This window comes from Halomonas marinisediminis (assembly GCF_004347715.1).
Lineage (GTDB): Bacteria > Pseudomonadota > Gammaproteobacteria > Pseudomonadales > Halomonadaceae > Halomonas > Halomonas icarae.
Window position 1 is genome coordinate 1 of sequence record NZ_SLTR01000364.1, and the last position, 281, is coordinate 281.

Annotated in this window: 1 protein-coding gene; it reads left to right on the top strand. The window is 74.4% G+C overall.

Features of this window, described 5'->3' with window-relative positions; translation table 11 throughout:
• Nucleotides 1-281, top strand: a 281-nt coding sequence (locus tag E0702_RS19240) for a hypothetical protein (protein WP_205742034.1), incomplete at both ends; no start/stop codon positions are given.

The window sequence follows — 281 nt, forward strand, 5'->3', positions numbered from 1 at the left end:
ACAGGACACCGCCACCCAGCCGCCGGCGCAGAACGATACCGCAGCACCGGCCCGCGTGCCGGCGCCAATGGGGCCGGGCCTGCCGACGCTGAGCGATGCCGATGGCACCAACATGGCCCAGCGCATCATCACCGGCAGCCAGGCCGCGCGCTGCCGCCCGGGCCGGCGCGCCGATGGCACGATCATCGTCTGTGGCGGCAAGGAAGCGAGCGAGGCGGAGCGGCTCCCCTTGCGCGACCAAAGCGACGCTGCCCGCTCGATCGACGACGGCGTGCCGCGCG